Below are 25,785 nucleotides of genomic sequence, written 5' to 3'. Positions count from 1 at the left end.
TGGAATCCCACTAGCGATAACCTGTTTAGAAGAATTGCGTAAAACTGATTGTGAAATACATTTGATAATATCTAAAAGTGCTAAACTAACTTTACAGTTAGAAACGAATTATCAAATAGAAGATATATATTCTTTAGTGGATGTGGTTCATGAAAACGAGGCTATTGGTGATAATATTGCTAGTGGAACATATTTAGTATCAGGGGTAATTGTGATTCCGTGTAGTATGAAAACTCTAGGTGGAATTAGAAATGGTTATAGTGATAATCTGATTAATCGAGTTGTTGATGTTAATATTAAGGAACAACGTAAAGTTATTCTGGTAACTCGTGAAGCGCCTTTATCATCAATTCATTTAGATAATTTAGCATATTTAGCACGAATTCCTAATCTTTTTATTATTCCACCAGTATTAACATATTATCAGCATCCTAAAACAATTAAAGATATGGAAATACATATAGTAGGTAAGATATTAGAAAAATTTGATATTGATATTTCTGATTATAAACGGTGGGATTATAAAAAATAACAGGCAGTAATTTTACTGCCTGTTATTGAGCTGGTGTTTGTGGCTGGGTTGGCTGATTACCTTCGGTTGTGTTGTTATCAGCCGGTGGTGTAGCTGGAGTGGCTGGATCGCTAGCGGGTGCTGTAGGGGTTGCTGGTGCTTTCATAGTACCGCGTAAAATTATTTCCTCGTGACCTTTATAAACACTATAAGCTTCTTTTTTAGAAGAAATTAAATTACCGTTAGCATCGTAAACATTTCGCCATGATTGAGCTTTACTACCGTTAGTTCCTTTTTGTTTAACAGCTGTTTGTCCTTCTAATAATGTTGGATCATCTTCGTATTTAGTGGTATATGGTGTTGAAGATAGTTGTTTACTAGTAATTTTTACATAAGTATTATCAACATTAGTACCATATATTTGAGCGGTTATTTTGTTATTGGCATAAGACATTACTATTTTAATAGGGTATTCTTTATCATTTTTGAATTTAAAATCCGGACCACCCCATGAAACAGTTGCATCACGACCAATTGGGACATAACCAGAAACATAAGTATGATTAGTTCGTTCAGTTACTTCTAAGTTAGATAATAATACAGCGTTATATAAAGTTGAAGAAGTTTGACAAATTCCACCACCTACTTCTTGAACGGTTTCACCGTTTAAATAAGCTGCTGCTTCGCCAAAACCATTTTCTTTTGTTCTTTTTCCGACAGTATTATTGTATGAAAATTCTTCACCTGGCAATAATATGATATTGTTGCATTTTTCACCAGATAAACGAACATTCTTTTTTCTAACCGCAGTACCACTAACATTAGTAGTATAGCTGCCTAGGACATCTTTAAATAAGTTTTGTTCAAGTGTTTCTTTACTAATTTTAGGTTGAATAATTTTTGCATCAACACTAAATTGTTTTCCTTCTGGAGTTTGATTGTAAAGTTTAGTAGCTTTTTTTAAATCAAATGAAGCACCTACTTGACCATCTACAATAGCATAGTTGTTATTTTTGTCCAATGTTGCATTACTTGCACGATTAGCTAATTCTTTATGAAGAGTTTCCATTTCTTTGTCTTTTGTTAAATCGTGATCAACCGGTTTGTATTCGATTTTATTTTTAAAATCATAATCATTTAACGCATCTTTGATTGTTTTGATTACTGATTTTAATTCAGCTGTTTTCCCTGATTTACCTTTGGTAAATACTACTTCATTATCTTTTATTTCATATTCTGTTTTTGTTGCAGTGTTATAAGTTAGAATATTACTATTAGAAATTTGGTTTGATAAAATATCGTCATTAGTAATTTCAACTCCGATAGTATGGTCATGATTAAAAAGATAATTATAACCTCTAGTAAAGAAATTATCGGATTGCTTAGCGATCTTTTCTACTTTATTACTAATATCAAATTGTAAATTATCTTGCAGATTAATTTGATATTCTTGTTTATCGATTGTTAAAGTAAGATTTGGATTTTTAATATCTTTATTAAATTGGTCTTGTAAAGCAGTGGTTGCTTCCTGACTAGTCATTTTCCCAACATCAATATTATTGATAGTGGTATTGCTAATGAAATCATTACCACTTGCAATAAAACATAGTCCAATATAAATTATGAAAATTAAAACAATTATTCCTGCAGTTAAAATGAATGCACGTTTATTCATTTTTAATTTAGGCATCTTTAATTTAGACATATTTATCATACTTTCACCCCACATTTTTTTATCCCCTCTATCATATACTAGAACTAGTCATAATTCAATTTATTTTCGGTCGAATGGGAAAAAATAAGTTTTCTTAAGAAATTATTAATTAAAACAAAAAAATGTGTTGTTGTATACAATTATTCAATTTTTTACTTTACAAATCATATTGTATACAATATAATGAGGTTTAAATACAAGAAAGGAAGGTATGAATATGACTGAAAAAAGAGTGTTTAATTTTTCTGCAGGTCCTTCAATGTTACCTGTGCCGGTATTAGAAAAAGCGGCTAAACAAATGTTGAACTATGAAAACAGCGGAATGAGCGTAATGGAGATGAGTCATAGATCCTCTTCCTATTTGGATATCTTTAATAAGACTAAAGACTTATTAAAAAAAGTAATGAATATTCCAGATGGTTATGAAATTGTGTTTATACAAGGGGGAGCAACACAACAGTTTTCAATGGTACCATTAAACTTATTAAAAAATGGTAAAGCTGATTATATTATCACTGGTTCATTTAGTAAAAAGGCAGCTACAGAAGCTAAAAAATATGGGGAAATTAATATTGCCTATGATGGAAGTGATAATGATTTTAAACATATTCCAACACAAGATGAATTAAAATTGGATCCTGAGGCATCATATGTTCATTTATGTGCTAATAACACTATTTATGGTACAGAATGGAAATATGTTCCTGAAACTAATGGGGTACCAATTATTGCTGATATGTCATCAAATATTTTATCAAAACCAATTGATGTATCTAAGTATGGCATGATTTATGCTGGGGCTCAAAAAAATATGGGGATTGCTGGTCTTGGTGTAGCTATTATTAAAAAAGATTTATTGCAAAAAGTTAGTGCAACAACACCAGTATTATTAGATTATACTTTGATGATTGAAAATGATTCAATGTATAATACACCACCAGCTTATGCAATTTATGTTTTAGGCTTAGTTCTAGAATGGATTGATGAAATGGGTGGTTTAGAAGTGATGGAAAAAAGAAATATTGAAAAAGCTAAACTACTTTATGATTATCTTGATAGCAGTGATTTTTATAAAGCTCATAGTGATAAGGATAATCGTTCATTAATGAATGTTACTTTTACAACTCCATCTAAAGAATTAGATGCTAAGTTTGTAAAAGAAAGCATCGAAGCAGGAATGACTAATTTAAAAGGACACCGCTCTGTTGGGGGAATTAGAGCTTCTATTTACAATGCGATGCCATTAGAAGGGGTAGAAAAATTAGTTGCTTTCATGAAAGAATTTGAAGCAGCAAATAAATAGGGGTGATTAATTATGTACGATATAAAATTATTAAATAAGATTTCTCAAGTTGGATTAGATGAGTTTGATACAAACTATTCATATGGAGAAGATGTCGAAAATGAAGATGCAATTTTAGTTAGATCAGCGTCTTTACATGATTATGATTTTAATTCAAATCTAAAAGCGATTGCTCGTGCTGGTGCTGGGGTGAATAATATTCCAATTGAAAAATGCAGTGAAAATGGAATAGTTGTTTTTAATACACCTGGGGCTAATGCTAATGCGGTTAAAGAATTAGTAATTTGTAGTTTGTTTCTAGCTTCTAGAAAGATCGTTGAAAGTATTAAATGGGTAGAGGGATTAAAAGATGATCTAGATGTAGCTAAAACAGCTGAAAAAGGTAAAAGTAATTTTGTTGGACCAGAAATTGAAGGAAAAACATTGGGGATTATTGGTTTAGGTGCAATTGGGGTTAATGTTGCTAATGCTGCAATTAAATTAAATATGAAAGTAAAAGGATATGATCCATATATTCGAGTTGATGCTGCCTGGGCTTTATCAAAACATGCTCGTCAAGCAGCAAGTTTAGAAGAAATTTATAAAGAATGTGATTATATTTCAATTCATGTTCCTAGTACTAAAGAAACTCGTGGCTTTTTAAATAAAGAAGCTTTTGCGATGATGAAAGATGGCGTAAAATTATTGAATTTTGCTCGTGGTGATTTAGTTAATAACGAAGATTTACTAGAAGCAGTAGCTAGTGGTAAAGTTGGAAAATATATTAGTGATTTTGCCTCACCAGAGTTACTTGGAAAAGATAATATTATTATCTTGCCACATCTTGGAGCTAGTACACCGGAATCTGAAGATAATTGTGCTAAAATGGCGGTATCAGAAATTAGAGAATATTTAGAAAATGGAAATATTGTAAATTCTGTTAATTTTCCAGGGGTAAAACAAGCTCGTGAATCTAAAACGAGAATTTGTGTAATCAATAAAAATGTACCAAATATTTTAGCGAGAATTTCTAATTTATTCGCAGATCATAATTTGAATATTGAAAATATGGTCAATCGTTCACGTGGAGAATATGCTTATACATTAATTGATACTGATGATGAAGTTCGTCAGGATATTATTGATCGAATTGAAGCAGCTAAAGGTGTAATTAATGTTCGTGTTATTGTAGACTAATATAAATGGTTTTATTAAAAGATACTAAAAAAAGCACACTTTGAAAAAAGTGTGCTTTTTATCATAAATAAATTAATAAAATTTACTAAATAATTATATGTGATAATAGTTATTTTTATTAAAATATAAATATTTTCAGTAATTTTTGTTGGTTTAAATTATGATTATTAATATATTTTACTAATTTTTATATTAAAATTTAGTAAAATATATTGTGGTGCATTTTACCAGGTGCTATAATGATAGTGCATATTTATGTTACGGGAATAGAATGCAAATAAATGAAAGGATTGGAAAAATGAAGAAGAAAGGATTGAAAATTTTATTGGCTTCATTATTGGCAGTTCCATTAATTGCAGGATTAAATAATTCTGATAAGGTTGAAGCTAATAATGTTGCCCATGAACACGACCTGATTAAATTAGAACGTCCAGGTAGTGGTGGTGAAGCGGTAACTGGTGGTGATTTTTCAAGCAGCAGTGCCTGGCAATGGAAAAATGCTGACATTCAAGCTGTAGATGGAAAAAACACAGGGCATTTAAAAGCTGGTGTTAATGATGCATCTTTTGGTCAGGTGTTATCGTTGAAAAGGGATACTGATTATACAGTTACTTACAAAGCTAAATTATCAGAAAATGGTAATGGGGTAAACTGTGATATTCGAATTCCTAATGCTGGGATTTTAGATGGTACTTGGCAAGGTATTTCTGGAAGCGAATGGAAAGAATATACTTTTAAATTCAATTCTGGTGACCATGAAAGTTTAAGAATCGAATTTGTTAAATGGGGCGATGCTAGTGATATTGTTGCTAGTGAAGCTTGGATCAGTGATGTAAGTGTAACTGACGGTGGTGAAGGTGTTGAAGATGATACAACATACGACTTTATTTGGGCTGATGATTTTAATGAAGGTAAACTAAATGAAGATAATTGGGATTATGAGTTAGGATGTATTCGTGGTATTGAACAACAACACTATGTTAAAAGCGAAGAAAATGTTTATATTGATACTGATGAAACAGCAACTGATGGTAAATTAGTTTTAAAAGCTACTGATCGTGCTAAAGAAGATCAATATGATAATCCTCGCGATAACAGTCGACGAGTAATTTACAATTCTGGAAGTGTTCGTACTCATGGTAAACAAGAATTTTTATATGGAAGAATTGAAATGAAAGCAAAATTGCCTAAAGGACAAGGTGTATTCCCGGCATTTTGGACATTAGGTGCAGATTTTTCTTTAGATGGTGATATTGCAGCTGACCAGGGATATGGCTGGCCACGCTGTGGAGAGGTTGATATCATGGAATTAACTGGTGACAGCGTTGATGGCAGCTATAATAACCGTACAGTATATCAGACATTGCATTATGGTACTGATGATAATGATAGTGGTAAATATGCTGGAAATGGAACAGCAGCTAGTTTAAATTCTGGAAACTTTAATGATGAATACCATGTATTTGGAATTAACTGGTCAAAAGGAAAAATTGAATGGTATGTTGATAATCAAATTGTTAGAACTGTTGATTATAGTGATGATCAAGCAGCCGTAAATGCTTTGGATAAACCACAATACATTCAATTCAATTTAGCTATGGGTGGAGCTTGGCCTGGTCCAGTTGGAACTGATTTGGCAGGAACTACTTATGATATTGACTATGTTTATTATGCTCGAAGCCCACAACAACAAGCAGATGCTGAAGCTTATTATGCAAATGTGCCAGAAATAAATGGTGCTAGTGATATTACAATGCAAAAAGGAACAACAGTGAATTTATTAGAAAATGTAACAACTGATGCTGATCATTATTTAGATTTTTCAATTAATGATGCACCAATGTTTGTAAATAACGGTGGAAAAACTGAAGTTTCTTTAGTTTGTAAAGGTAAAGATGATTTAGAAAGCTTAAAAAACTTACCAGCTGGTACATATGATTTACATATTACGGCAATTCCTAAATCAGCTAAACCGGATCCAAAAGATCCAAATCAATTAGACCGAACACAAGCTTACGTTTTAAATCGTAAAACGGTTAAATTGATAATAGTTGAAAGTGATAAGAACATTTTACAAGAAAAAATAGCTGAAGCAGAAGCATTATTGCTTAAAACAGATGTTTATACTGAAAAAACGCTTGATTATTTAAATAAAAGTGTTAACTGGGCTAAAGAAATAAATGATGATGTTAGTGCAAATCAAGAATATATTGATAGTGCAATTGCGTTATTAGATGATAGTATGGCTCGTTTAAAAGAAAAGTAGAAATAAAATTAAGAAAGGGAAAAGAGTATGAAGAATAAAAAAATGATGCGGAAAATCGCAGCTGCAGCAATGGCTGGTGCTTTGGTTCTTCCAGCAACAGTATCTTCAAGCAAGGCTCAAACATTAGATGGCTGGGTTGATGATAGTCAGCTAAATAATAGTGAAGTTGCTGCTCCTGAAGCATATGGGCCAACACCAGATGCTTTGCAATATGAATATCAAAAACAAGAACTAGCTGCATTTTGTCATTTTGGTCCTAATACATTCAATGAAATTGAATGGGGTGAAAACTATGGAAATACACCTCCAGCTGAAATTTTTACATTAGGTCCAAATGATGATTTTGATGCTGAAACTTTAGTGGAAACATTAAAAAATGCCGGATTTAAACGCTTAATTGTTACAGCAAAACATCATGATGGTTTCTGTATCTGGGCTAGTGAATATACTAAATATGATGTTGCTAGTACTAATTATAAAAATGGTGAAGGTGACATCTTAGCTGAAATTTCTAAAGCATGTAGTGATTATGATATGGATATGGGACTTTACTTATCACCATGGGATATTCATGATCAAAGCTATGGTTATTTTGATAAAGATGGTAATGCTTTAGTTGGATCTGATGGACAGCCATTAAATGGAATGAGCTGGGAAGAAGTAGAAGAAAAAGATGTTTATGATTACAATGAATATTATCGTAATCAACTAGAAGAAATATTAGGTAACGATAAATATGGTAATAAGGGTGAATTCGTAGAAATCTGGATGGATGGAGCTAAAGGTTCAGGTTATAAAACACAAAATTATAATTTTGATGACTGGTTTGCAACTATCCAAAAATACGAAGGAAAAGAAGCGGGTAGAGAAGCTGATTGTTTGTTGTTTGGTTCTGGTGCTAAAACAACAGTTAGATGGATTGGAAATGAGTTAGGATTTGCTCCAGATACTAACTGGGCTCAAGCAAAACTTATTTACAAAGATGGAAAAGCAACTGATATTGATACTGGTTGGGATGAAAGCACTGGTTATGCAGCTGGATATCCTGATGGAGATGTTTGGACAGTTCCTGAATGTGATGCCAGAATTACTTCTGGATGGTTCTGGGGAAATACTAAAAAGACTCCAAAATCAATGGAAGAACTTTCAGAAATGTATTTTAGATCAGTTGGTCATAATGGAACATTGTTATTAAATGTACCACCAAATGACGAAGGAAAATTAGATAAAGCGATTCAAGAAAGAATTGTTGAATTTGGTAATGCCGTAAAAAATACTTTTAAAACTAATAAAGCAGAAGATAAAGCTGCTTATGCTGATACTGTATTAGGTAATTCTAAAGCTTATTCAGCTTCAAATGTTTTAGATGGTGATCAAGATACATACTGGACTCCAGAAGCTGGAAATAGTATGGGAAGTGTTTTAATTGATTTAGGAGAAACAACTAATTTTGATGTTGTTTCAATTGAAGAAGCAATTCAATTAGGACAAAGAATTACTAATTATAAAGTTGAATATAGTAATGATTTACAAAGCTGGGAAACAATGGATGAAGGAACTACTGTTGGATCTAAACGATTAAGCAGAACTTCACCAGTTAAAGCTAGATATGTAAAAGTAACAGTATCTACAAATGAAGATACTTCACCATTAATTAGTGAAATCGGTGTTTATAAAGCAACAGGTGGATTAGAATTAAATTCATCTGTACCTGAAGGATTAACAGTAGTTGATAATACTGATAAAGACACTAGTGATGGATTTGGATTTACATATAATAATAGTTGGGTCCAAGAAAAAGGTAAAGATTTTATCAATGGTACAAGTATGTACGCAAATGAGGGTAGTGAATTAACATTAAATTTCCATGGTACAAAAGCTTACTTGATGGGAACATTAGATCCAAATCATGGTAAAGCAATGATTAGTGTTGATAATGGTCCAGAAGTTGAAATCGATACTAAAGCTAGTAAGCGTAGTGTTGGAAATGTTCTTTATGCATCAGATGATCTTGAAGATGGTGATCATACACTAACTTTAAGAGTAGTAAGTGATGCTATTGGAATTGAAGCGGCAGCAGTAATTGATAATCAAGGTAAAGGTATGTTCGAATTTGAACATAATGCTTATCGTGTTTTAGAAGCAGAAGATGAAAGTGCTACTTTAGAACATAAATTAACAGTTAAACGTGTTGGTGGAACTAACGGTGAAGCTGTTGTACAAGTTGAAAACAATCCAGGTACAGCAATGCAAGGTAACTATGATGCTAACTTAAGTGGTGGAACTTTAACATTTGCTCCTGGAGAAAATGAAAAACAAGTTAGTTTATATACAAAATATGATAGTCGTATTCAAGGTGATACATCATTTACAATGAATTTAGTTAACGCAACAAATGATGTAATCATTGGATTTAATAAAGTTGCAACAATCACAATTGAAGATCGTGATGTTAAAACTAAAGAACAATTAGCTGAGTTAATAGCTCAAGGTGAAATATTAAATACTCAAGAATACTTATATGTTTCTGGATGGGATGCTTTCCAAGATGCTTTCAAAGCAGCTAAAGAAACATTAGCAGATAGTGATGCTACTATTATTCAATATGGTAATGCTTATCGTAATTTAACTGTAGCAATTAATGGATTAGTAGTTCGTGATAATTATAGTGAAGAAGATCCATTTATTATGCCAGTTAAAAAAGATGAAACAAAAGTTCTTGAAGCTGAATTAGCTACATTAAAAAATACTGGTGAAAACGAAGAATATGTTTTAGCTGTTGAAGAACGTGATTGGGCAAGTAATAAAAAGATTATTAACTGCTTCAATGCCGGTGATCAAATTGAAGTACCATATAACGCTTCTAGAGCAGGTAAATATAAAGTAGTTTTAACATATCGCAGTGGTAGCGAAGAAAATAGTTTTGATGTTAGTGAAGTAGATGGAAAAATTAAAAACGTATCAGTTGTAGCTGGAAATGATGATGCAACTGTTACAAAAACAAAAGAATTTGAAATTGAAGTTGTTGAAGCTGGTGCTGGAACACTTGTTCTAACTGCTGGTACTAAAAATGGACCACAATTAGATAAATTAGATATTACAGCAAGTGATTTAAATTGGAAAGAATTTACAATTAAAGCAACTGCTGGAACTGGTGGTACAATTACTCCTTCAGGAGATAACGTTTATACAGAACTTTCTGATGTGACATATACAATAACACCAGATAATGGTTATGAAATTGAAGATGTAAAAGTAAATGGTGAATCTCAAGGAGCTATTACTTCTTATACATTTACTGAACTTTCAAAAGATAGTACTATTGAAGCAACATTCAAATTTAAATACTACAATGAAAGTACACCATTTGAATTCCCTGAAAAAATTGGTTCTGAAAATAAAGTTACTTTAGAAGCTGAAAAAACGGAATTAATTAATACTGGTGATGCAAATGAACAATGGAAATTAGGAATTGAATCTGGCACTTGGGCTAGTGGTGGTCAATTTGTCAATTGCTTAAATAGTGGCGATCAATTAGTTATCCATTATAATGCTCCTAATGCAGGAATTTATCAATTCACAGCTACATATCGTAGTGGTTCTGATACTAATAAATTAGTATGGTCTGGTGATAAAGTAATTAGTAGTGAAGTTGCAGCAGGTAACAGTGATGCTTCTGTTGTTAAAACTGTTGATTTCTTAGTTGAAATAACTGAAGCTGGTAAAGGTAAAATTGTATTTACTGCACCAAGTACTAATTCACCTCAATTAGATAAATTTGATATTGTTTATTTCAGTGATAAAGAATCTATGGCTAGAGCTGACTTAAAAGCTTTAATTGAAGATGCAAAAGCTATTTTAGAAAATGCATCTGATTATCAAACTGCAACAATTGAAAATTTAAAAACAGTATTAGCAAAAGTTGAAGAAGTTTATGAAAATGATGAAGCATCAGTTGAACAACTTGAGCAAGCAAAAGCTGATTTACAAACAGCAATTGATGGTTTATTAGAAGTTGTTGATAAAACTGAATTAGCTCAATATATTGCAAAAGTTCAAGAAATTGTTGATAATATTGATGATTATTCTAAATATAGTGTTTATGGATTAGAAGAAAACTTAGCTAAAGCTAAAGAAGTATATAATAATGAAAATGCAACTGAAAATGAAGTAGCAGCTATGGTTAGAACATTAAAATATGGTGTTGAAAACGCTCGTAAAAAAGCATTTATTGAAGATTTAGAAAAATTAGTTGCTCAAGCAAAAGCAATTGATTTAGAAGGATATACACCTGCAAGTGTTGATGTCTTTGAATTAGTATTATCTGATGCACAAACATTATTAGATTCAGATTTAAGTTTTGAAAATCAAGATAGTGTTGATAAAATGTATGATCGCTTATCTAAAGCAATTAATTTATTAACAAAAATTTCTGATTTAGAAGAAGATCCAGGTCAAACACCTGACAAACCAGGAGATAAACCAGGTTCTGGAGATTCTGGTGATAATAATAACAACGGATCTCAAAATCCTTCTAACGGAAATAATGATAGTAGTAATCCTGGAAATGGTAATGCAAGTAAAACAGGTGATGATATCAATATGGCACCATTTATGGTTTTAATGGCTTTAAGTTGTTTAGGTGCATGGGAAGTTTTAAAAAGAACAAAAGAAATTGATTATTAAGATTTATAATAAGACATTCCTTAAAAAATGATTCTATGATTAAAGAAGATGGAAGTGTTGCTATTATTTAGCTAACACTTCTGTTTTTGTTTTGCTCAGATGATTATCAAATTTAATGATTAGTATAAGATATGGAGAATTATATATATTATGTAAAATTATTCTCAATTTTATATAAAAATGTAAACTATATGTTATAATTTTAGCCATGAAATATGTTGCTTAAGATATTTTATATTAACAAATTTGATATAGGAGCATAAAACAATGACAGGAATATTTAAATATGAAAAAATAGAACATGATCATAATTTACCAACCAAATTATTAGATTTTTATTTTGAAGATTATCAAGGGGATTTTGTTGATAAGCATTGGCATCGTAGTATTGAGATACTTGTGCCATTATTTGGAAGTTTCAATCTATGGGTAGATGGAAGTGAAATATTATTAAAAGAGGGCCAATTATATATTGTCAATTCCCAAGTTATTCACATGATTATTCCTAATAATAAAGAAAGATATTATAAAGGATATGCTTTGCAAATTGATTATGATTTTATCAAGAAATGTTATTTAGAAATTGATGATATTTATTTTAAACAACCAAATAGTATTAATAACAGAATAATTTTAAATAAAGTTTTAGAAATTATTAAATATTATGATGATACTAATCAATATAATAGTGTTCGATTAATTAGTGTTGTTGAAATGTTAGTATTTTTATTGTTAGATAATTTGGCATGTAAGAAAAATGATAATTTGAAAATAAAGAATAATAAATATAAAAATAGAGTAATCGAGATATTAAAATATATTGAAGATAATTATACTGAGGATTTATCAGCAATAATGATAAGTAAAAAGTTTGATGTTTCTGAAGGGTATTTATATAAAATCTTCAAAGAAAATCTTAATATATCGCTAAAGCATTATATTAATCAAGTTAGATTAGATCATGCCAAAAATGATTTGATCAATAGTGATTATCCCATTATCGATATTGCAATAATGAGTGGATTTCCTAATGTGAAATCGTTTAATAATTGTTTTCGGGAAAAAATGGGAATTTCACCGAAAGAATATCGAAAAAAGATGAGAAAATGACGTTTTTTTGTCAATAAAAATACCATTTTGAAAGCGCTTAACGAGATATAATTTTTATATAACCAAGGATAAAAGAAAGGGAGGTAAAAACAAAATGGTTAAGAAAGCTAAAAAAACATTAAGCTTGTTAGTCAGCGCGATGATGGTTTTTGGGTTAACTATCACTCCTACATATGCAGCCGATGGTATAATAGCGACTGGAAACCAAAAGGCTTATGTAGTTGGCGATGACTGGGGTCCAGGTGTCAGCAAAACAATTATTACTCTTGACAAAACAGTTGACCCTGAATCAGTACAGCCAAGTGATTTTAGTGTATCGCAAGGGTTAAATGGTACTTATAGTGATAGAACAATTGAAAATGCTTATGTTTCTGATGCAAACGGAAATCAAGTAAGTGAAGCTTCTAATATTGTTACTATTGAAATGGCTATTAACCCTAATGAAGGTAATCCACTTGTTTGGAATGGTAATACTTGGCGTAACAATTGGGCTGAGCCTTATGAACTAAACGTAAGTTTAGTTGATGGAGCAACATTAACTGCCGGTGATGAAGTAATCACTTCATTAAATGTTGAACCAGTTATTGATGTTGCTGGAGATGACATGATTTGTCCTCAATTAGATGGTTTTGATATTGATGTATATACTTATGGTGATGCAACATTATCATATGCATTGTATACACCAGAAGCAGATGATCATAGCAATGCTCTAATTATCTGGAATCATGGTATTGGAGAAACTGGAACAGATGTTAAAATTGACTTATTAGGTAACAAAGTTACTGCGTTAGCAGATGATGAATTCCAAACTGCTATGGACGGTGCTTATATTTTAGTACCTCAAAGAAGTGGTGGTAGTGATGTTAATGAAGCAATTTATCAATTAGCTAATAAAGTGTTAGCTGAAAATAGTGATATTGATCCTGATAAAGTAATTGTTGGAGGATGTTCAGCAGGTGGAGCGACTACAATGCAATTATTATTTGCCCATCCAGAGTTTTATGCTGCAGCTTATCCAATCTGTCCTGCAACTTCAAGTGCGAGTGTTAGTGATGAAATGATTGAATCAATTAAAGATGTACCAATTTGGTTTATCCATGCTTTAAATGATACAACATGTGATCCACAAGCTAATAGTATTCCACTTGCGGATCGTTTGAAAAAAGCGGGAGCAGAAGTTCATGAAACATACTTTGATGATGTACATGATACTACAGGTCGATTCTTTGATGATGAAAATGGAGAGTTATCATTAGTTGATACTGGTAAACCTTATCAATATGATGGTCACTGGTCATGGACATATTTCTATAATAATTTATGCCAAGATGTAAATGGTACAAATTTATGGAACTGGATGGCAGTTCAAGATAATTCAAATGGTGTTGTTGGAACTCAAAAAGCCTATGTAGTCGGTGATGACTGGGGTGCTGGTGTTTCAAAGACAATTATTTCTTTCAATAAAACTATTGATGCTGATTCAGTAGACAAAGATGATTTTGAAGTTGTTCAAACATGCAATACTACTGTCAGTGATCGTACTGTTTTAGATGCTTATGTATCTAACGAAAATGGTGATAAAGTGACAACTGATTCTAATTATGTAACAGTTGAAATGTATATTTCACCTAATGAAGGTAGTCCTATTGTCTGGGATCAACCAAGTTTCAGCAATAGTTGGGCTAATCCTTATAAATTAGATGTTAATTTAATTGCTGGTGCTACTATAGCTAGTGGTGATGTTACAATTAGTACAATCTATGTTGAACCAACAATCGACGTTGCTGGTGATGGCAAGATTTGTCCACAAATTGAAGACTTTGAACAAGGTGAATTTGCATATGACAATGCAACTGTTCAATATGCATTATATTCACCAGAAGCTGATGATCATAGCAATGCTTTAGTTATTTGGAACCATGGTGGTGGAGAATTTGGATATGATGTAGAAATTCCATTATTAGCTAATAAAGTTACGGCTTTAGCGGATGATGAATTCCAGGATACTATGAATAATGCTTATATTTTAGCTCCACAAAGACAGCCTGGAACTGATAATGATAAAAATGCTGAAACTATTTATCAATTAGTTTTAAAATTATTAAGAGAAAATCCTGATATCGATCCTAATAAGGTGATCGTTGGTGGATGTTCTGCTGGTGGTTTGATGACAATGACAATGTTATTTGCTCATCCAGATTTATATGCCGGGGCATTTCCAATTTGTGCTGCATATAATCCAGAAGATGCAACTGACGAAATGATTGAATCAATTAAAGATGTGCCAATTTGGTTTATCCATGCTGAAAATGATGATACTGTCTCTGTAGACTATAGTAAAACATTTGAAAGTAGATTAGAAGCAGTTGGTGCTGAAGTTCATACTTCATATTTTGCCGATGTACATGATACTAGTGGTAGATTTGATGATGAAGATGGTAATCCTCATCAATATTCTGGTCATTGGTCATGGGTATACTTTGACAACAATGAATGTGTAGACGAAAATAATTTGAATTGCTGGCAATGGATCTCTCAACAAACTAAACTTGACAATAATGTAGCAAGTGGTAGTCAAACTGCTTATATTATTGGTGATGATTGGGGACCAGCTGTAAGTAAAACAATCGTAGAATTTGATAAAGTTATTGATTCTGCTTCATTGAATGCTAGTGATTTCTTAGTAACAGAAGAAAAACAAGCTACTGTTGACTGGGGAACTGGTGAAGTTGGTATTGCAAGTGCTCAACGTCAAGTAACTAAAGTCTATCCTTCTGATGCTAATGGTAATGCTGTTGATGGTGATTCTAAATATGTAACAATTGAAATGTATGTTGATCCAAATACAGGTTCACCATTTATATATAATGTAAATAGTGGATTTAATAGCTGGTGTGAAACTTATCGTTTGTTGATTAGATTAAATCCTGGTGAAGTAGTTACAAGTGGCGGTGAAGCTTTAACTTCAGTTGATGTCAAAGCTGATATCGATGTTGCTGGTGATGAAAAGATTGTTCCTCAGGTAGATGGAATCTTTGATCTTGATCAAAAATATACAGCTAGTGATGGAACATTATATAACTATGCAACTTATACACCTGAAAAAGATGATAAACAAAATGCTTTAGTTATCTGGTTACATGGTGCTGGTGAAGGTACAAATAATGGAAAAAATGATTCTTATATCGATTTACTTGGAAACGAAGTTACAGCATTTGCAAGTGAAGAATTCCAAAGTGAATTTGATGGAGCATATGTATTAGTACCTCAAGCTGCAACTATGTGGATGGATGGAGGTAACGGAGTTTACCAAAATGGTGATTTAGGTTCTATTTATACTGAAAGTTTAATGGAATTTATAAAAGACTATGTAGCTAATAATCCTGATGTTGATCCAAATAGAATTATCATTGGTGGATGTTCAAATGGTGGATACATGACTATGGAAATGATTTTAACATATCCAGATTATTTCGCAGCTGCATTCCCAATTTGTGAAGCATTCCAAGATCAATATATTACAGATGCTCAAATTGAAGCAATCAAAGATATGCCAATCTGGTTTACATATGCTAAAAACGATACAACAGTAAATCCAACATTATGTGCTGAACCAACAATCGAACGCTTATTAGCTGCCGGAGCTCAAAATATTCATGTATCAGCATTTGATGATGTACATGATACTACTGGAAGATTTGTTAATGCTGATGGTACACCATATCAATATAATGGGCACTGGTCATGGATTTACTTTGATAATAATGAATGTATCGATGGAGAATTAACTGCATGGCATTGGTTAGGACAACAAGTTAAGAGTGCAAGTAGTGTAGATACTCCAACTGAGGTAACTAAACCATCAACTGGTAGTGGTTCTACAACTACATCTACAGCAGTTAAAACTGGTGATGATTTATCATTATTAGGTTTAGGTGTCTTAATGGCATTGTCTGCAACAACTTACACAGTCGCTAGAAAAAGATATCATTAATAAATGAGCAACTCTATAATAACTTGAAGTAAGTTATTTACCATATCATGTAAAGGACAGGAGTGTAGCTATTATTTAGCTGACACTTCTGTTTTTGTTTTATAATATAAAAAGACAATAGATTTTAAAATTATATGGTATTTTATTGTCAAAAATGGGAAATTATCTTATACTAAGGGAGATGTTGAAAGGGAAAAATGATGATGAAAAAGATGACTTTAAGAGGGAAAATTACAATATTAACAATTGGACTAGTAATAGTTGTTGGAGTGATAGCTGGTTATTTTTTATTAAGAGATCCACTTGTTTTTAAAGAAAAAGAAGTGGAAGTGGAAATTAACGAAAACTTCGATGCTTTAAAAAATATTAAAGAAGTTCGTGATGGTGATATTAAAGATGTCAAAGTTGATGATTCTAATGTTAACTATGATAAATTAGGGGAGTATCAGCTGGTTTATCAATACCATGATGAAGAATACTCAATTACTATTAATGTTGTTGATACTACAAAACCAAAATTTGATATAGTTGATTTAGATCTTGATTTAGGGATGAAGATAGATCCAGCCAGTATGGTAACAAATATCAAAGATGCAACTAAAACTAAGGTGAAATTTAAAGAAGAATATGATTTTAGCCAGGAAGGGGTTATTGATGTAGTTGTTCAAGTAATTGATGAAGGTGGGAATATTACTGAAAAGAAAGGAAAAGTTAATCTTGTAAAAGATGACCAGGCACCTAAAATAAGTGAATTACCAGTAATTACAATTGTCAAGGGCAATACAATTGATTATAATCAGGGCGTTACTATTAGCGATAATCGTGATCCTAATCCAGTTTTAGATATTGACTCAAGTCAAGTCGATATAAATAAAGTAGGTACATATATTGCAGTTTATACAGTTAGTGACCGTTCAGGAAATAAAATAGAAAAAAAGCGTAAAATAAAAGTAGTTGAAAATACAACAATTGGACACAATGAACAAAATGGTGAAAAAATAGTTAATTTAACATTTGATGACGGTCCATCAGCTAATACGCAAAAAATCTTAGAGATTTTAGATCGTTATAATGTCAAAGCAACATTTTTCGTTACTGGAAATAATCAGGCATATAATCATTTAATTAAAGCGGCCCATGACAAAGGGCACACAATTGCTTTACATACATATTGTCATGATTATCCTAAAATATATGCTTCAACTAGTGCTTATTTTGATGACTTAACAAAAGTAGGAAATATGGTTAAAGATTTAATTGGACATGTTCCTAAATATGTTCGTTTTCCTGGTGGGGCTTCAAATACAGTTTCACGTAAATACTGTCCAGGAATAATGAGTGTTTTATCAAAAGAACTGATTGCTCGTGGTTATCAGTATTATGATTGGAATGTAGATTCAACAGATGCTTCTGGTAATAATGTACCAGTTAGTAAAATCGTAGCTAATGCAACAAATAGTAATGCTAATAACATTAATATTTTATTTCATGATACAGCAGCTAAGTCAACTACAGTTCAAGCGTTACCAGCGATAATTGAAAATTATTTATCAAGAGGTTATCGCTTTGAAGCAATTAATGATAGTTCATTTGTGCCACATCAAAAAGTAAATAATTAGTATTTTAAGGCTTAACTTTTACAAGTTAAGTCTTTTTGTAAATAAAAATATCTAAAGCTTAGCTTTAGATATTATTGACAGATCCATTTAAAGTAAATAAATGGCATATTAGCAAACATTGAATATCGTGGTAATAAATATTGATTATCTTTTCTTGTCATATTACGGTTTTGGTTGTAACCAAAAGCTAGCGATACATTTTGTTGTTTTAAAACACTAAAGGACTCTTCACTAGCAACACCGTAAGGAAAAGCAAAATATTTACTGCTGACAATATTTTTATTTTGATTAAAATCATCATTTATTTGTTCTTTTGATAATGTTTCAATCATTTTTAACGCTTTTTGACAATGATGAAAATTGTATGAATGCGAATAATATTGAACATTTTCATCATTGATTAAGTCTTCTTTTTTCAAATATTTAGGATTATCAATAGTTGTTTTATATCCGATAACAAAACAGGTTGCTTGAAAATTATATTTCTGTAAAACTTTTTTTACAATAGTATTGAAACTTTTATATCCATCGTCAAAAGTTAAAGCGACTGCTTTTTTAGGTAATTGATAACTGCCATTATAATAAGCTTCAATTTCTTGCATAGTTAATGTATGATAATTATTTTCATATAAATACTGCATTTGTTTTTCAAATTTACTAATGCTCATATGATAAATATCATGTTTATAGTTTTTCTCTTTATCTTCATCACTTACAATATCGTGGTAACCTAAAACAGGTAGACCATCAACATTTAAGTAATGGATTATTGCAATTTTTGCAGCCCAAATTAATCCAATTGCTAGATAAGCACACAGCAAAAAGCAAATAACTTTTTTTATTGTTTTCATTATACCCACCGACGACATTATAGCAATTATGCTACTATTTATCAAATTAATTTAGTTTATTTAAGGTTTATTAAGACAAAAAAATTAGGCGAATCAAATCACCTAATTTTTTTAACGACAGTGATGATTCATTTTTTTGCATCTGATTTCATTTAATTGATCAATAGCAGCAACAGCTTTATCTTTTAAAGTTTCTTCGATGGCTGCAATTGCTTGAAGACTATTAGTAACAGCTTCATTGACTTCTAATAATTCTTGTGAAGAATTAGCACAGCTTACAACTTTTTGTAATTTTTCGCCTTCAGCATTTAAAATATGAGCTAATCCAGCTTCTTGTAATGCAATAGATTGCAATATAGCTGTTAATGCGCAACCTTCATCAACTGGTGTACATTCAATGATTGGCATTCCCATTTTTATCACCTCCTATATTATAGGTTATGTAAGGTTTTTAAAGTTCTAAAGGCAAAATGGTAAAAACTAAAAAAGTATTTATAATTTTATAAGTTAACTAGTTATGTTAAAATGGAGACAATTTAGGAGGAAAGGGAAATGTATTGTCAAGTTTGTGGTCATCAGTTAATAAAAAAAAATGTGGTATTGATGGTGAAGTACCATATTGTCCTAATTGTAACGAGTTTAGGTTTGAACGTTTTAATAGTGCGATTTCTGCAATTGTTTTAAATCCTAGTAAAGATAAGATCTTGTTGATTCAACAATACGGACGAACTGATAATATTTTAATTGCTGGATATATCAATAAAGGTGAAAATGCTAAAGAAACATTAATTCGAGAAATAAAAGAAGAAACTGGATTAAATGTCAAAGAATATCTGTATAATGATAATTCATATTTTAAACCATCAGAAACATTGATTCATAATTATGTTGCTGTTGTTGATAGTGAAAATTATCAATTAACTAATGAAGTTGACCAGGCTAAGTGGTTTTTAATTAATGAAGCCGTTATGGCAATTAAGCCAGAATCGTTAGCTAAATCATTTTTATTAGAAGCGATTAATAAATTTAATTTAAAATAGCGAACTGTACTAGTTCGCTATTTTGCTGTTCAATCGATTTGCTAAAATAATGGAAATTATAATTTTTAAAGTGTCTCCTGGTAAAAATGGAATTACACACATTGTTAAAGCTGGAATTAAAGAGGTATTAGTTACATAAATAAACCATAACGTACCAATCAAATAACAAACAGCAGTTCCGATAATTAATGCTATTATTTTAAAAGATAGTTTTTCATTTCTTTTTACAATTAAAGCAATAACTAAAGCCATGATTGGAAAACTGAAAATATAACCACCACTAGGCCCTAGTAAGCTAGCTAATCCCCCGCTAAAACCACCAAAAACTGGTAAGCCAATAGCACCCATAAAAACATAAACCAGTGTACTGATAAAAGCTAATTTTGGTTTTAATAATAAGCTAACTAAATATACCCCTAAAGTCTGTAAAGTAATTGGTACTAAAGTAGGTAAGGCAATTTGAATTTGTGCCAGGATAGCAATTAAACAAGCAAACAAGGCACAATATAACATATTTTTAACTTTTGTATTCAAAATTTAATCCTCCTGGACGATTTTAGCAAACATTTTTATTCTAAACAAGAATTATTTATCTATTAAAAAAATTGTTTTATAATGGTATATAGCAGGTAATATGATGAGTTTATTAGAAAAATTAAAAGATAATCAATTGTTTACTAAAGCCCAATTACCCGTAGTAACATATATAAATGAACATAGTGAAGAAATTTCTAAAATTACAATTGGACAATTGGCCAAAAAGACCTATTCTTCAAATGCTACAATTATTAGAATTTGTCAAAAACTGGGTTATCCTGGGTTTCGAGAATTTAAATATCAGTTATTAAAAGAATTGGAATCAAATAAGTTTGTTAAACAGTCAGTAGATTTTACGAAACCTTTTTATTTATCAGAATCGGATTTTGAAATCATTAATAATTTATCATCATTATATAAAGAAACAATTGATATTATTAATGCTAATTTAGATTTAAAACAATTAGAGACAATTGTTCGAGTTATTTATCAGGCTAAAAGAGTTTTTATTTACTCAGTAGGTGATACTAGTTTAACAGTTAAAAATTTTATGAATAAGTTAATAAAAATAAATATCTATGCAATTTTAGCTACTGAATATCATGAAGAGTTATTTACTAGTAAAAATGTAACAAGTGATGATTGTGCTATTTTTGTTACATATCGAGGACAGAAAGATTTGTTTTTAAAATGTATGCAGGAAGTAAAAAAATCAGGCGCTAAAATTATTCTCATTACTGCAAATAGAGATAGTGTTTTAACAAGATTGTCCAATAATCAAATTATTTTACCAAATAAAGAGCATGATGATCGAATTGCAACTTTCTATTCTCAGCTTGCTTTTAACTATATTTTAACGGTTATTTATGCTTTGCTTCATAAAAAAGTTGAACTTTAAGTACAATTTTTTAAACAGAGTAATGATAAAAAACGGATTTTATTTCCTAAAGTAAGTCGTTTACTTTGCAAATAAAAATTACTATGCAACAATGGTTATGGCAGGTGATAAAATGAATGAAGAATTAATTACATTTTCAACTTTTAATCATAGCGATGCTTTAGATTTTGGCTTACGAGTAATTGAAATAGCTAAAAAAGAAAAATTAAAGCCATTGCGTATTCGCGTATCAATTGACGGAGATATTGTTTTTCAATATTTAATGGATGGAAAAACAAGTGATTTATGGTTAAATCGTAAGGAAAATACTGTATTAAAAACTAAACAATCATCAATGAATGTTTTTAATAATCAAGATTTTTATAAAAATATAGTTGATGATGAAAATTATGCTATTTGTGGTGGTGGTTATCCTTTGATTGTAGCTAATGAATTTAAAGGGGTATTTTGTATATCAGGATTAGAGCACTACGAAGATCATGCATTAATTGTTCGTGTTTTAAAAGAAATGAAAAATAAATAGGAGATTAATTATGAAGCTAGGAATATTAGGTACAGGAATGATCGTTAAAGATCTTTTAACAACATATGATTTATTGGGAATTGAATATACAGCAGTTCTAGCGACTAAAGCTACTGAAGATGAAGCAAGTGCTTTAGTTGATAAATATCATTTAGATAAATATTTTCTTGACTTTGATGAGCTTTTAAAAGATGATATTGATACAGTTTATGTAGCGCTTCCAAATCATCTTCATTATAGCTTCGCTAAAAAGGCTTTGGAACATGGTAAACATGTAATTGTTGAAAAACCAATTACTGCTAATGTTCAAGAATTAAAGGAATTAATAGAAATTGCTAAAGAAAAGCAATTATTTATTTTTGAAGCGATGAATATCCATTATTTACCAGCATATCAGGCTTTAAAACAATGTTTAACAAAAATTGGACAGCCTAAAATTGTTAGTTTAAATTATAGTCAGTATTCATCACGCTATAATGCTTTTAAAGCAGGTAATATTTTACCAGCATTTGACTTTCATAAAGCTGGAGGAGCTTTAATGGATTTAAATGTTTATAATATTCATGGTTTGACTGGTTTGTTTGGTGAGCCTAAGCGGGTTAATTATCTTGCCAATATTGAAAATAATATTGATACTAGTGGAATTTTAACGCTTGATTATGACAATTTTAAAGCTGTAAGTATTGGTGCTAAAGATTGTAAAGCACCAGTGATGTTAACTTTCCAAGGTGATGGTGGTGTGATTAAAATTGATACCCCAATCAACCAATTAACTAAATTTGAGTATATAAATAATAATAATGAAGTAGAAACTGTAGATTTAAATGAAGGTAAACATCGTTTGTATTATGAATTTAAAGAGTTTATTCGTATGATTGAACAGAATGATGTTACTAAAGCAGCAAAAATGATGGAAGTAAGCTTAACTGTAAGTAAAATAATGAATGAAGCAAGAAATCAAGAAGGGATCGTGTTTGATAATGACAGATAAGTTAGTAGTGGGATTTATTGGAAATGGTAAAAGTGCTAATCGTTATCATATTCCATTCATTTTAACAAGAAAAGATAAAATTGAAATTAAAAAAATTTATACAATAGACCAAAAGAAAGATAGCTGGGCTAAAATTCCAGGAGTAATTTATACTGAGGATTTAGATGATTTATTAAATGATCAAGATATTGATGTCATTGTAATTAGTACACCATCTAATGTTCATTATGAATATGCTAAGATTGTTTTAAATGCTGGAAAGAACTGTATTGTTGAAAAGCCATTTGCTAATACTTATGAAGAAGCTAAAGAAATTTTTGATTTAGCTAAGGAAAAAGGGTTAATGGTACAATGTTATCAAAACCGTCGCTTTGACAGTGATTTTTTAACTGTTCAAAAAGTAATTGAATCTGGTAAATTAGGGGATTTGTTAGAGTTAGAAATGCATTTTGATTATTATCGTCCTTATATACCAGAAAGTGTTCATGAATTTAGCAGCATTAATTCATATTTGTATGGTCATGGTTGCCATACTCTTGACCAGGTAATTAGTTATTTTGGAAAACCTGATCATGTTCATTACGATGTTCGTCAGTTATTAGGTTCTGGCAGAATGAATGATTACTTTGATTTGGATTTATATTATGGAACATTGAAGGTATCAGTAAAATCAAGTTATTTCCGTGTTAAAGAACGACCAAGTTTTGTAGTTTATGGTAAAAAAGGAATGTTTATTAAAGAAAAGAAAGATAAACAGGAAGAACATTTGAAATTATTCTATTTACCAGGTCCTGGTCATGAAGATTTTGGTGTTGATTTACCAAGTGAATATGGAACATTAATTTACTATGATGATCAAGGGAATTATCATGAAGAAAAGGTTCCATCAGTAAAAGGTGATTATGGTTATTATTATGATGCTTTATATGATACATTGAAAAATAATCAGGAAGTACTTGTAAAACCAGAACAAACATTATTACAAATTAAAATATTAGAAGATGGAATTAAAGGTCTAAAATAAAATGTCGCACTAGCGACATTTTATTTTGTTTCAATAGTAAAAAGAAATAGAGCAATTAAATATTCCTTTAAAAATATATTGCTAATTAAACCAGGTTCAATTGGTTCATTGATTTTTAGTGCATGATAAAAAGCACAAATAGCATCTTTACTGCTTAATGTTTTAATAGTTGCCAATAATTCTTTAATAGTAATATCTTTAAAACGATTTTTTAATAGTTTATAACGTTGTTGGTATTCTTTTTTAAAAACATCATTTATTTCTTTACATACTTGATCTAAATCGTATAAAAGATCATTTTGATAATTATATTCCGTCATTGCTAATTCTAATGATCGAATGAAATAATCTTTAATAGTTAATTGATTTAAATAGATGTCTTTTTTTAATAAATCGGTTAATGGTGTCGAAGAGCTATTAATTGTTTTAGTTACAATACTTTTATTGATTGAATCTTCGTAATTAAGAATTAATTGATATAATTTTTTGATAATATTTTTATTAGGATATGACTTTTTAAAATTATATAAATAGCCATCAATTTTTTTAAATGTTTTTAAAGTATCATAATAACCAAGTTTAATTCGCCAATCTAGAATGTTACGATTAAAATCTAAAAATCCTCCTAAATCATAACTTGGTCGAATAAACGTAATATTAGGTCGATTTGTAAAATGTAAATGTGTTGGCTCACGTTTTAATTCAATAGCAATTATTTTTTCAGCACCCATTTTTAAAGCTAAAGATATCGGTAAATTATCATAATATCCACCATCAAGATAGCCCTGATTATCAATATAATAAATAGGAAAAGCGGGAAAACAAGCAGCTGAAGCTAAAGCGTAATCAACTAGTGGTGTTGGCTGCATTTGTTTTTTAGTAATTTCTAATGGTGTAAGTTTAGGATATTTAACAGTAACAATACCATAATCAATATTACTTGAAAAAGCTTTAGGTTCATTGTACAAATTATAAACTAGATTTTTTAGTGGTGTAATATCAGCACCTTTTTCATTAATAAATGATTTAAAAAAAGGTTTGATTAAGTTGCTTTGTGAAAGCATTGATTCAATTGAAAAATCAAAATTTACCGGATTTGTAAAGATATCACTGATCTTCATTTGATCCCATAATTGATAAAGTGCCTGGTAGTCTTTTTGAACAACAAGTAAACCATTTAAAGCCCCGATTGATGTTCCAGTTACAATATCAAAATCATATTCTAATTCTTGTAAAGCTTTAATACAACCAGCCTGATAGGCCCCTTTAGCGCCCCCACCAGCTAAAACTAATGCCTTTTTCATTGGATACCACCTCTTAATAATTATACGAAGACTCATTTAAAAAATCCATCTTCTTTATTAAATGAGACAATTAATTTTAAAACTAACAAGAATTTGATATAATGAAAAACAAGGAGGAATAGAAAATGAAAAATGTAGTAAAAACAAATAAAGCTCCAGGAGCAATTGGACCATATAGTCAAGGAATTAATGTTGGTGATTTATATTTCTTTTCAGGACAAATCCCATTAAATCC

Annotated in this window: 19 protein-coding genes; 14 read left to right on the top strand and 5 right to left on the bottom strand. The window is 30.4% G+C overall.

All coding sequences use genetic code 11. The features are described 5' to 3' along the window. Window positions 1-34: 34 nt before the first annotated feature. Window positions 35-532 carry a UbiX family flavin prenyltransferase gene (locus B5E92_RS05740; protein ID WP_158095196.1) on the top strand — a complete coding sequence of 166 codons (498 nt, stop codon included), beginning with the start codon at window positions 35-37 and terminating at the stop codon, window positions 530-532. A 22-nt stretch (window positions 533-554) separates the two neighbouring features. Here B5E92_RS05740 and B5E92_RS05735 read toward each other — a convergent pair whose 3' ends face one another. Further along, window positions 555-2,240, bottom strand: a complete 1,686-nt coding sequence (locus B5E92_RS05735) for a VanW family protein (protein WP_239406411.1) — start codon at window positions 2,238-2,240, stop codon at window positions 555-557. 202 nt (window positions 2,241-2,442) lie between these two features. On the opposite strand from B5E92_RS05735, the gene serC reads away from it, so the two are divergent. From serC to B5E92_RS05700, 7 genes are all read left to right on the top strand, one after another. After that, on the top strand, window positions 2,443-3,528 hold the full coding sequence (gene serC, locus B5E92_RS05730; protein WP_087300077.1) for a 3-phosphoserine/phosphohydroxythreonine transaminase: 1,086 nt from the start codon (window positions 2,443-2,445) through the stop codon (window positions 3,526-3,528). 12 nt (window positions 3,529-3,540) lie between these two features. Continuing rightward, complete coding sequence (locus B5E92_RS05725) at window positions 3,541-4,704, top strand: phosphoglycerate dehydrogenase (protein ID WP_087300075.1); 1,164 nt, start codon at window positions 3,541-3,543, stop codon at window positions 4,702-4,704. Between the two features lie 298 nt (window positions 4,705-5,002). Then, a complete protein-coding gene (locus tag B5E92_RS05720) occupies window positions 5,003-6,970 on the top strand; it encodes a family 16 glycosylhydrolase (RefSeq protein WP_087300139.1) in 1,968 nt (655 codons plus the stop codon). Window positions 6,971-6,997: 27 nt separating this feature from the next. Further along, window positions 6,998-11,656, top strand: coding sequence for an alpha-L-fucosidase (locus tag B5E92_RS05715; protein WP_087300073.1), 4,659 nt, complete (start codon window positions 6,998-7,000; stop codon window positions 11,654-11,656). A 267-nt stretch (window positions 11,657-11,923) separates the two neighbouring features. After that, window positions 11,924-12,766, top strand: coding sequence for an AraC family transcriptional regulator (locus B5E92_RS05710; RefSeq protein WP_204245242.1), 843 nt, complete (start codon window positions 11,924-11,926; stop codon window positions 12,764-12,766). Between the two features lie 94 nt (window positions 12,767-12,860). Beyond that, window positions 12,861-16,763: a prolyl oligopeptidase family serine peptidase gene (locus B5E92_RS15800; protein WP_087300071.1), complete on the top strand. Its 3,903-nt coding sequence runs from the start codon at window positions 12,861-12,863 to the stop codon at window positions 16,761-16,763. A 203-nt stretch (window positions 16,764-16,966) separates the two neighbouring features. After that, complete coding sequence (locus B5E92_RS05700) at window positions 16,967-18,382, top strand: polysaccharide deacetylase (RefSeq protein WP_239406410.1); 1,416 nt, start codon at window positions 16,967-16,969, stop codon at window positions 18,380-18,382. 71 nt (window positions 18,383-18,453) lie between these two features. Here B5E92_RS05700 and B5E92_RS05695 read toward each other — a convergent pair whose 3' ends face one another. Both B5E92_RS05695 and B5E92_RS05690 read right to left on the bottom strand, forming a co-directional pair. Further along, window positions 18,454-19,233, bottom strand: coding sequence for a polysaccharide deacetylase family protein (locus tag B5E92_RS05695; protein ID WP_087300069.1), 780 nt, complete (start codon window positions 19,231-19,233; stop codon window positions 18,454-18,456). A 111-nt stretch (window positions 19,234-19,344) separates the two neighbouring features. Further along, window positions 19,345-19,647 carry a hypothetical protein gene (locus tag B5E92_RS05690; RefSeq protein WP_204215261.1) on the bottom strand — a complete coding sequence of 101 codons (303 nt, stop codon included), beginning with the start codon at window positions 19,645-19,647 and terminating at the stop codon, window positions 19,345-19,347. 143 nt (window positions 19,648-19,790) lie between these two features. Between B5E92_RS05690 and B5E92_RS05685 the strand changes: the two genes are divergently transcribed. Next, the gene (locus tag B5E92_RS05685) at window positions 19,791-20,273 is read left to right on the top strand and encodes an NUDIX domain-containing protein (RefSeq protein WP_239406409.1); all 483 of its coding nucleotides are present in this window, start codon (window positions 19,791-19,793) and stop codon (window positions 20,271-20,273) included. Between the two features lie 9 nt (window positions 20,274-20,282). On the opposite strand, the gene B5E92_RS05680 is transcribed toward B5E92_RS05685, so the two are convergent. Continuing rightward, on the bottom strand, window positions 20,283-20,807 hold the full coding sequence (locus B5E92_RS05680) for a biotin transporter BioY (protein ID WP_087300067.1): 525 nt from the start codon (window positions 20,805-20,807) through the stop codon (window positions 20,283-20,285). Window positions 20,808-20,910: 103 nt separating this feature from the next. On the opposite strand from B5E92_RS05680, the gene B5E92_RS05675 reads away from it, so the two are divergent. From B5E92_RS05675 to B5E92_RS05660, 4 genes are all read left to right on the top strand, one after another. Further along, window positions 20,911-21,708: a MurR/RpiR family transcriptional regulator gene (locus tag B5E92_RS05675; protein ID WP_158095195.1), complete on the top strand. Its 798-nt coding sequence runs from the start codon at window positions 20,911-20,913 to the stop codon at window positions 21,706-21,708. Between the two features lie 112 nt (window positions 21,709-21,820). Then, entirely contained in the window at window positions 21,821-22,231 is a 411-nt protein-coding gene (locus B5E92_RS05670) for a heme-binding protein (RefSeq protein WP_158095194.1), read from the top strand. Window positions 22,232-22,241: 10 nt separating this feature from the next. After that, on the top strand, window positions 22,242-23,222 hold the full coding sequence (locus B5E92_RS05665) for a Gfo/Idh/MocA family protein (protein WP_087300061.1): 981 nt from the start codon (window positions 22,242-22,244) through the stop codon (window positions 23,220-23,222). Next, complete coding sequence (locus B5E92_RS05660; protein WP_087300133.1) at window positions 23,212-24,246, top strand: Gfo/Idh/MocA family oxidoreductase; 1,035 nt, start codon at window positions 23,212-23,214, stop codon at window positions 24,244-24,246. Before B5E92_RS05665 ends, B5E92_RS05660 begins: the two co-directional genes overlap by 11 nt. 20 nt (window positions 24,247-24,266) lie before the next feature. Here the strand turns inward: B5E92_RS05660 and B5E92_RS05655 are convergent, their stop codons facing one another. After that, window positions 24,267-25,550: a patatin-like phospholipase family protein gene (locus B5E92_RS05655; RefSeq protein WP_087300059.1), complete on the bottom strand. Its 1,284-nt coding sequence runs from the start codon at window positions 25,548-25,550 to the stop codon at window positions 24,267-24,269. Window positions 25,551-25,675: 125 nt separating this feature from the next. Between B5E92_RS05655 and B5E92_RS15975 the strand changes: the two genes are divergently transcribed. Continuing rightward, the coding region (locus B5E92_RS15975) for a Rid family hydrolase (RefSeq protein ID WP_343215442.1) at window positions 25,676-25,785 on the top strand (110 nt) is incomplete at its 3' end.

It is taken from the genome of Erysipelatoclostridium sp. An15 (assembly GCF_002160675.1).
Lineage (GTDB): Bacteria > Bacillota_I > Bacilli_A > Erysipelotrichales > Coprobacillaceae > Thomasclavelia > Thomasclavelia merdavium.
This window is presented reverse-complemented; position numbering and strand designations above follow the sequence as displayed.